An 8,535-nucleotide genomic window follows, 5' to 3' on the forward strand; every position below is an offset into this window, starting at 1 on the left:
TGCACTGGTACAACCATGAGCACAAGCACAGCGCTTTAGGTTACGTGACGCCAATGGATCGCCGCCAAGGTGAAGCGGGACTAATCCTAACCAAACGCCTTGCGATCAAAGAAGCAGCAAAGGCAAAACGACCTGAAAGGTGGTCAGGTAATGCGGCAGTCGTCATCCCAGACAAAGAAGTTCACTTGAATCCTGATCGAAAAGTGGCAATTGATTAAAATTTAAGCGTGCAAACTATGTTGACAGATACCGCCTGTGACCTATTTTGGTTTCCATGAAGGCAAAGGCGATTCTTTTATGATCGCTCAATACCTTGATATCTAGTTGTTGTACCTAACTACACTGGAAATCTTATAAGTGAAGGAATAAGTCAATGGCGCGTAACAGTATAGAAGTATTCTTCTCGGCTTGGGAGCTCAACGACTCGGCGGAAAGGTTAGATCGTCTTAAGACCGCCATGCAGACTAGCGTAACCTATGCCGATCCAAAAACGCCTGATTCGATTGCTGGAATCGGTGCAGTCAATGATTACCTGGGTATGTTTAGTGCTAATGCACCAGGCTGGACAGCATCAGTAGTAAAGCAAGATACCATTGCCTCGGTCACACGTGTAACGGTGGCGTTCTCAGGATTGGGACCTGGGGGAAAAGCTGTAACGCAACACGGGCAATATTTCTGTGAGCTCGAAGATGACAAACTGATTCGTATGATTGGGTTTGTTGGTACCGGTGAGCCACAATAGAATTTCATCACTAGGGCACGCAAATGCTGTCACTTTCAAACCGCGCCTATGGTTTCAATGCCGTAGGTGGGTGTTGTGACGACTATGGGTTTCCACGTTTATCCATCTGTTACGCCTCCGAAAAAAATACGACCTGCATAATAGTCAGGACGATCTGCACAATCCTCTCCTAATATTAGCCTATATTTTGTTGTTAGAAATACACATCGAGATGTAATGAATTACATATCGCATAAACCGTATTTGGGTGTTTTTCTAATTTAAAACTTTAATATTCGAAAAGGAAATAAAAATGGCTAATATACGATTGCACACGGCCGGTCAAGGTGACTCTGGGACTGACTATCGAATTCACTATTATCTTACTGGGTATAATGAAAAACATGAGCTAAAGACTTATGCTAGTGAAATTCTAGGTAACACTGGAATATCTAAGAATAAACAATCTGCATTAAGCAACCTCAATACAGATATCGTCACGCCAACAAAACTTAAGGTAAGCTGCTCACACTCAGACTGCTATCGGCCAGCATTTGCCCGCGTAGAAATTAACAACAAGGCTTTTTTATTTGCAAATTATGGTAACGAAGCTGCTGAGAGTGATTATGGTGGCCGTAGTGTTGAACTTAATGTGCTTCAAAGTGAAATGCCAGTATTCAACCTTGATGAGCTAAAGCGTATTAAGCCTGTAATACCAGACAGCCATCAGCCCATGGGCAATTCCGCCTGGGTTTTGGTGCAAGATAAGTTACTAGAAGATAAAGGTAATGCTGTGTTGAGGCACATGCGAATTCATGCTCGATATGAATTTTTGGCAGGCAGTAACGGGCTCACTAAGAGTACAGGGTTTACTTTCAATCAGAGCGTAGCAAAAGGCGTTGAAAAGTCTACAACCGTTACTAAGACAGTAACAGAGTCTATAGGCTTGGCTAACGAGTTCGTTTCTCTTTCTCATGAAGTAAGCAACGAGACAAGCCATACCATTTCGCTATCTGAGTACAGCACCGAATCTTCAACATTAAACTATACACCAACAGTAGATAACGCCAGGTATGGCGTCTGGCAGCTTGTATACCAGATCGATTTTTCAAGTATTGTCGACTTTTGGGGGAAAACAGCATCTCTTACTATGCGAAGTAAAACGCTAGAGCCTGCTTTCTTTGAGCCAAGTGCAGAAGAAGCCACTATATCGTAGTGGTTTTGAATATGTTCTACTATCCAAAAGCAAAGTACTGCTTTGCTTTTGGTTTTATTATATTTATATAAAACGTGTTTATAGATAATGGTGGAATTATGCCTACCTTAAAATCAAGGATTATAGACGGGATAATTGCTGTTGAGGGCGGTTACACAAACGACCCCAGTGATAGTGGCGGTGAAACAAACTTTGGCATATTGGCGGATGAAGCTAGAGAGTGGGGGTATAGTGGAGCAATGAAATCAATGCCACGCTCGCTTGCTGTAAAAATATATTCAGCAAAATACTGGGATGCAGTGGGCGGTGATACGTTAATTGCGCATTCGGAACGTGTGACAGAGGAAGTGGTGGATACCGCCGTGAACATGGGGAAAGGTTGTGCGGTAAAGTATCTTCAGCGCGCGTTAAATGTATTAAATCGTCGGGGTGATATGTACGATGATATTGAAGTTGATGGTGCAATAGGTCCTGCAACATTCAAAGCGCTTGAAGGCTACCTTGCTAAGCGTGATGAGGAAACACTAGTAAAGGCGCTGAACTGTTTGCAAGGTGCTCATTATATCGAGCTTGCTGAGAGACGGGAAAAAGACGAGCACTTTGTATATGGGTGGCTAAAAAACAGGGTTAGATTATGAAATTATGGGATATCATAAAAAAGGTTGGTACTACTGCATTAAATGCAGCGCTACCAGGCACAGGGCCTTTAATTATTGACTCAGTGAATGAGTTTTTGCCTGCAGAAAAAAAGCTGCCAGTGCATGCCACAGGTGATGCAGTTAGTGCTGCGCTGACTAATTTGTCGCCCGACCAGCAAGCAGTCATTATGGGCAAAGAATTCGACGTTGAGATATTGCAAATTAACGAGTCGCACTCGACTGTTAAGAAAATGTTGGAAAGTGACGCCAACGATCCGCACAGTACACGGCCCTATATTGCCAAAGGTGCTTTTCTAGTAGTTGCGTTCACGGTGCTTGTAACCATTTCAGTTTGGGCGTTTGGCGTGCTAACCAGCGACGACGATATGGTAAGAGAAGTTATGAGCGGCTGGCAGTTTGTGCTCGCGGTTATCGGTCCTCTGGTCACTTTGCTTTGGGCGTATTTTGGTGTTTTAAAGCAGGAGCATAAGAATAGGTTAGATGCCGCTAATGGCGCCACAACGCCAGCAGGGCTTGCGGGTGTTGTAGCGAGTTTAGTAAAAAAATAAACGGGTTCATTTAACCTAGTCGAGGGCTGTCAATCAGCCCTCGAGCCACAAAGCTTGAATTAGAACTCAGGCTGAAGTGTGCGGGTTAGGTTCGACGTATCGATTTGTTTTTCCTCTAATTGAGCTAGTAGGCTTTGATATAGCGCCTCGTCCATTTGCGGTGTGCGGCTTAATACAAATAACGAGCCTGTAGAAAAACCCGTTTTCAGGTAATCAGTGGCTCTTAATTCGTTAATATATTGCCCCTAACTTTACCCGTTGAGCGGCTGAAAGGTAACTGACCTAGTGGCTAGTTTTACAGATTTTAGCCTTTGCATTGCTATATCCGCTTCTGAACCGTGTTGTGGAGCTGATAATTGATGCCGGAAAGCCTCTACATCACCAAATTTCCGTATTTATACAGCTTTTCTATGTTGTGAATGATCGCAAACAGCTTCCACTGTGAATCCACCTTGTCACGACCTCGAAGGCTAAAACGATCTAAGCCTTTTTGGGTACCTAGGTTGGCAAATACGGGTTCAATGACGCTCATCCTGTGCCCATAAATCGCTTTACCTTGCTCGCTATCAACGCGCTCTTGCATCCAGCCTAGCACGCTTTCTGCACGCTCAATCATAAATGCGACTTGCCTGCCTTTGCCCTTGCGCTTTTCTGCTGACTTGGGGTTGTGCATGCATTTGGCTTTTAGATCGCAATTTTTGCACTGTGACATACGCCCTGAAAAGTGAGCGAATACATGTCCATCTTCGTTTGGGCGCTTGTGTCTAAATGTTAGTTCCTCACCCGCTGGGCAAATGCAGATCATTGTTTCTGGGTCGAACTGAAAGTCGGTATTTGGAAAGATCTCCGTCTTTCGTTTTTTGATGTCTTGCTTGCGCTTCCCGTGCTTCTGTTTCTGCTGGGCAAACTTCGGATCACGTTCGCGAAACTTGTTGTCTGGCACGTAAGCATTAATGCCTGCTGCCTTTAAGTCTTTGTAGTTCGCTTCGTTAGCAAAGCCGGTATCGGCAGTGACAATTGTACCGTCACTAAAGATAGTGTCTGCGATGCCTAGCTTCTGAAAAGTCTCGCTAATATCTTCTAGAATCGGTATCAAAGTGTGATGCTCTTGCCCTTCACCAAAAGCTGTCGCGTTGACGATGATTTGGTGCTTTTTATCTGCTGTACCAACTCCGTTGTAGCCTTGAATCGTGCCCTTACTTGTTGTCATTTTGGCTGATTCGTTATCGGTGATATTACTCTTTACCTCTTTTGAACGTTTGCCTTTACCCATTCTTGGAGTGTTGTTTGCGAGGAACTCAGCGACCTTCTTTTCGGCTTTATCTAGCTTGGTAACGGCACTTTCGATTTTCTTCCGCTTTTCTTGTGCAACGTCCTCTTCTAGCTCATCAAGCTTAGTGTGCTCAATGACATGATGATGAATTAGGCGTTGTAGCTTTTGGCGTTTTTGCTCTAGCTCTTTGTGTGTACCCGACCATTCTTTGGCTGCATTAGAGCGCATTTTGCAGCCATCAATCGCAAACAGCTCTTTACCTAGAAGTCCCTGCTGATCGCAGATCAATAGGATTTGCTCAAACAGCGAGATCACTTGCTCGCGTCGCTCACTAATAAAAGCGGCAATAGTGGTGAAGTGCGGAACCGCATCGCACGACAACGCTTTGAAGATGATGTTGTGTTGGCATTGCCACTGAATTTCTCGGCTCGAACGAATGCCTTTTGAGTAGGCAAACAGCACGATTTTTAATAGTACGCGAGGATCATAGGCTGCCCGACCACCATCATCATTTTTGTAGTAAGACTCAAAAACTGACATGTCGAGTTTGTGTTCGACAAGATAATAAACCGCGTGTTCAAAGGTGCCTGGTTGAAGTTGATCAGCGTAATTGATGACGACCATTGAGTTCTGGCCGTAGTCGTAAGGAATAAAATTGGGCATGTGCAAGTCCTGATGTATTTGCACATTTTACCGAAGCTAAGGTAGTTAATCTGGGAGTTTTTCTACAGATTCAACGTTGTGTTGAGCGGATCTGTTACAACAGCGTACTGGTAATCTACTTCATCAAGAATCACGATATTGTAGTTCGGGAATGGGGTGTCTGGTGCACCAGGGAAGGCAACACGCAAGCTCGCATTAGTTTGGCGGTTGACCACCTCAGCCGTTCCTTCAATCACTGTGCGCTCGCCATCGAGTGTTCACATAAAGCCAGTGTTGACAACTTTGATAGTGCCGTCGCTATTTAGACTGTACTCAGCAGTGGTACCCACCAAACCTTCGTTGAAGAACGTTGGGTTAGAAGAGATTTCATACCAAAGGCCCAAATATCGGTTCAAATCCACATAAGAAACAGTTTGGACCTGACATGCGGTCAGCATTGGGATCATCAGGGCCGCGACGGTGATTGATGCCAAGCGCTTGAGTGATTTCATAGATTTCCTTCCATCCGTTTGTGTATTTATTTTGGGATCGGTTTCAGGTTACGGCGCTTAAGTTGAGCTGGATCATTGAAATTAAAACGTGCGTGTTTGCATTAATCGACTTGCGACCAAGTTAACATTTTGACGAGGCAGATATGACCTAGCGCCTATCAAGATAGGCGCTAGGTTTTTAACGCAAATGTGCTACTTTAAGTTCGATGTCATGGTACCTAAGTTGTTCGCAACTGGCGAAACCTGGTAGTTGTCGGGCGCGTAATCGAGTGAACACCGGTGTGCTAATACCAGCTAGGAAGCGGATACAACTAGCATTGCTTAATGGCTGACCAAGCTTCGCTTCTGCGTGGGCGGCCAACCCGTTAAGGTAGTGCCTGAGTTGCTCATCTGAAGGCCATTTGGGCGTGTTGGAGTATTGAAGCTTAGCCACTTTGCCCAGGCAGACCGAGCAGTGACCGCATTGCTCGGGAGCGTTTTGGTCATCAAAATAGCGGGCAAGGTTGCTTGTAAGGCATTTATCTAGCTCAAAAAAGCGCACGAGGCTAGCGATGCGTTTGATCTCTTTTTGTTCTTTATCAACAAAGTATTGGTGCAATATGTCAGTCAGCTCAGGGGCACTGAGTTGTGTGTGATCTGCTTGATATACATCGGTCATTTTACTGGTTTGTAGCTCAATCAATGCCTTCTCTTGCAAGTATTCAAGGGCTGTAACCACGCGCTGGCGCTGGTGGCCTTTAGCTAGCAGCGTATTCATATCCAGTGTTCCCCATACTTTTTTAAACTGTGTATGGGTGAAAATATCGTCAATAAACTGCGCCCGCTCACCATCAAACTGGGCTGTGATATCGGTCACGGTACTCAGCGGTTTGATTTTAAATTCTGCAAAGTAGGCGTATAGCGGTTTGATTGCACCACGAAGCTCCAGCTGTACCAATAACGTTTTAAGTGGCAGCGGTCGAATGTTGCACAGGCTGGATAGCTGGTGTAGTTGTAACTCAATTTTATCGCCTTGAGCATTTGCTAATAAGAACTCAATTAGGGTGGCAATGCCTTCTTGAGGTGGGGTGTCACCATAAACAAAGTTTTCAAGGGTAGGCACGCCATCTAGGTTAGCCAGGGTAATACAGTTTGCTGGCATGCCATCACGTCCTGCGCGGCCAATTTCTTGGCTATAGTTTTCGATCGACTTAGGTAAGTCGTAGTGAATCACAAAGCGGATATTAGACTTGTCTACGCCCATGCCAAAAGCAATGGTGGCTACTACGACTTGCAGTTTATCGCGCATAAACTGCTGTTGCACCTGAGTGCGCAGCTCGCTGTCTAAACCCGCATGATAGGCAGCCGCTTGGATACCTTGATTTGTTAGATACGACGCCAGTGTTTCGGCACTTTGTTGTAAGGTAACATAAACAATGCCAGCCCCTTTGCCGATGCAGTCTTTAAGGCGCTGTTGCTTATCTTGCTCACTTGTCGGCTCAATGCTTAGTTGCAAGTTAGAACGGTAAAACCCGGTTTGATTGATATGTTCGGGTTGGATGGCAAACTTTGTCGCCATATCTCGTTTAACTGTTTTAGTTGCCGTCGCCGTGAGCAATAGCGCTTGCGGAATGTTTAGCTGCTGTTTGTACTCAGGCAGCTTCAAGTAGTCTGGCCTGAAATTATGGCCCCACTCAGAGATACAGTGTGCTTCATCGATTACTATCAAAGAGATGGGCACCTGCTCAATGAACTGGCGAAAGCGCTCGTTCTTAAATCGCTCAACCGACACCATAAGAATTTTGCTATTGCCGGTTTTTACTTGCTTTAAAATGTCTTGGTAGGCTTGCGGTGACAGGCCCGCATCCAAACTCTCGGCAGCAATGTTCTTGCTCTTTAAAAAGGCTATTTGGTCTTTCATTAGCGCTACTAGTGGCGATACCACCAAAGTTAGGTGGGGCAGGTGCAAGGCGGTTAGTTGATAGCATAATGACTTGCCTGAGCCAGTCGGAAAAATGGCAAGGCTTGAGTGCCCGGAAATTAATTGAGTGATGGTTTCTGCTTGTCCAACGCGAAACTCAGTAAAACCAAAGTGTTGTGTGAGAGAGTTCAATAAGTCTTGTGATTCCATTGTGCGTCCTTGGCAAAAACACAAGCCTAGTTAATCCACACTTGGATGCAAGTACAACCAAGCGGGGTTATGGCTGCTGTGTTTAGATCACTTTGCAACCGTAACAATTTCGCAGAATCAGTATTTTCCCTTATAAATTGTTTGTTATTGCAAACTAGGCACGGTTAGCCTAGCTGACGACAATGCAAGTATCAGTATCATTCTAACGTCTTTCATATTGTGCTGTACTTGTTATGACCCCTCAGACATTTCCTAGATATCTATTTGTTTTGGCACTAGGGCTATCATTGGCCTCGTTAAGCGCGGCACATGTGCGCTGGTTTGTTGATGAACATAACGCCAATGCCCTACCATTTGAACCCTATACACTCACTGAACCAGCCGTGTTGGTTTGGCTGGTTTTGGCCACATTTATGGTCGGCTTGTCGATCTTTTTAGATGCCAAACTACCTAATCCGCCATTGGTAGACTCCAAAGCAAGGCAGGTCATTATCGCCTTGCTGCGCGTTTTTACCGGATTATCGTTTGTTTTAACATCCTATAGTGGCTGCCTGATTGCCCCGCATTACCATGCTTATGGTGTGCTGGGTTGGCTGTTGGTTATTTTGCAGCTTATTGTGGGGTTAATGTTGATCGCCAATTGGAAGGTGTTTCATGCAGGTATGCTAATGCTCGTTATGCTTATGGGCGCAAAGGTTCAGTTTGGTGTGCTGGCAACCATTGAATATTGGAATGCCCTATAGGTCAACATAGTTTGCACATAAACCTGTGTAGAGAGAACTATGAACCGATACGCACCAGAACGTAAAGAAGCCATCCTCAAAAAATTGGCACCACCGAACAATATGTCCGTC

General features: G+C 45.0%; 8 protein-coding genes and 2 pseudogenes. 6 read left to right on the forward strand and 4 right to left on the reverse strand.

What is annotated here, in order from left to right:
* The 5 genes and pseudogenes from DUW71_RS17310 to DUW71_RS17330 form a co-directional block, all read left to right on the forward strand.
* Positions 1-218 (forward strand): annotated as a pseudogene (locus tag DUW71_RS17310) (IS3 family transposase); the annotation flags it as partial.
* 155 nt (positions 219-373) lie between these two features.
* On the forward strand, positions 374-742 hold the full coding sequence (locus DUW71_RS17315; protein WP_119396536.1) for a nuclear transport factor 2 family protein: 369 nt from the start codon (positions 374-376) through the stop codon (positions 740-742).
* A gap of 292 nt (positions 743-1,034) precedes the next feature.
* On the forward strand, positions 1,035-1,937 hold the full coding sequence (locus DUW71_RS17320; protein ID WP_119396537.1) for a hypothetical protein: 903 nt from the start codon (positions 1,035-1,037) through the stop codon (positions 1,935-1,937).
* Positions 1,938-2,035: 98 nt separating this feature from the next.
* Positions 2,036-2,575, forward strand: coding sequence for a glycoside hydrolase family 108 protein (locus DUW71_RS17325; protein ID WP_119396538.1), 540 nt, complete (start codon positions 2,036-2,038; stop codon positions 2,573-2,575).
* The gene (locus tag DUW71_RS17330; protein WP_119396539.1) at positions 2,572-3,144 is read left to right on the forward strand and encodes a hypothetical protein; all 573 of its coding nucleotides are present in this window, start codon (positions 2,572-2,574) and stop codon (positions 3,142-3,144) included. The genes DUW71_RS17325 and DUW71_RS17330 overlap by 4 nt, the downstream gene beginning before the upstream one ends.
* A 59-nt stretch (positions 3,145-3,203) precedes the next feature.
* Here DUW71_RS17330 and DUW71_RS18120 read toward each other — a convergent pair whose 3' ends face one another.
* From DUW71_RS18120 to DUW71_RS17355, 4 genes and pseudogenes are all read right to left on the reverse strand, one after another.
* Positions 3,204-3,380 (reverse strand): lipocalin family protein, encoded by a 177-nt coding sequence (locus tag DUW71_RS18120; RefSeq protein WP_407690502.1) that lies wholly within the window; start codon positions 3,378-3,380, stop codon positions 3,204-3,206.
* Between the two features lie 137 nt (positions 3,381-3,517).
* A complete protein-coding gene (locus DUW71_RS17340; RefSeq protein WP_119396541.1) occupies positions 3,518-5,080 on the reverse strand; it encodes an IS1182 family transposase in 1,563 nt (520 codons plus the stop codon).
* A gap of 62 nt (positions 5,081-5,142) precedes the next feature.
* A pseudogene (locus DUW71_RS17920) lies at positions 5,143-5,571 on the reverse strand (lipocalin family protein).
* A 178-nt stretch (positions 5,572-5,749) separates the two neighbouring features.
* A complete protein-coding gene (locus tag DUW71_RS17355; protein WP_119396544.1) occupies positions 5,750-7,681 on the reverse strand; it encodes a RecQ family ATP-dependent DNA helicase in 1,932 nt (643 codons plus the stop codon).
* 233 nt (positions 7,682-7,914) lie between these two features.
* On the opposite strand from DUW71_RS17355, the gene DUW71_RS17360 reads away from it, so the two are divergent.
* Positions 7,915-8,424 (forward strand): hypothetical protein, encoded by a 510-nt coding sequence (locus DUW71_RS17360; RefSeq protein ID WP_158584246.1) that lies wholly within the window; start codon positions 7,915-7,917, stop codon positions 8,422-8,424.
* Positions 8,425-8,535 lie beyond the last annotated feature (111 nt).

The sequence above is a fragment of the Salinibius halmophilus genome, from assembly GCF_003577475.1.
GTDB lineage: Bacteria > Pseudomonadota > Gammaproteobacteria > Pseudomonadales > Natronospirillaceae > Salinibius > Salinibius halmophilus.

Excerpts from the sequence above, each read along its gene's own strand:
- DUW71_RS17330 (WP_119396539.1), top strand. The coding sequence starts at position 2,572 with ATGAAATTATGGGATATCATAAAAAAGGTTGGTACTACTGCATTAAAT.
- DUW71_RS17355 (WP_119396544.1), bottom strand. The coding sequence starts at position 7,681 with ATGGAATCACAAGACTTATTGAACTCTCTCACACAACACTTTGGTTTT.
- DUW71_RS17340 (WP_119396541.1), bottom strand. The coding sequence starts at position 5,080 with ATGCCCAATTTTATTCCTTACGACTACGGCCAGAACTCAATGGTCGTC.
- DUW71_RS17325 (WP_119396538.1), top strand. The coding sequence starts at position 2,036 with ATGCCTACCTTAAAATCAAGGATTATAGACGGGATAATTGCTGTTGAG.
- DUW71_RS17360 (WP_158584246.1), top strand. The coding sequence starts at position 7,915 with ATGACCCCTCAGACATTTCCTAGATATCTATTTGTTTTGGCACTAGGG.
- DUW71_RS17320 (WP_119396537.1), top strand. The coding sequence starts at position 1,035 with ATGGCTAATATACGATTGCACACGGCCGGTCAAGGTGACTCTGGGACT.
- DUW71_RS17315 (WP_119396536.1), top strand. The coding sequence starts at position 374 with ATGGCGCGTAACAGTATAGAAGTATTCTTCTCGGCTTGGGAGCTCAAC.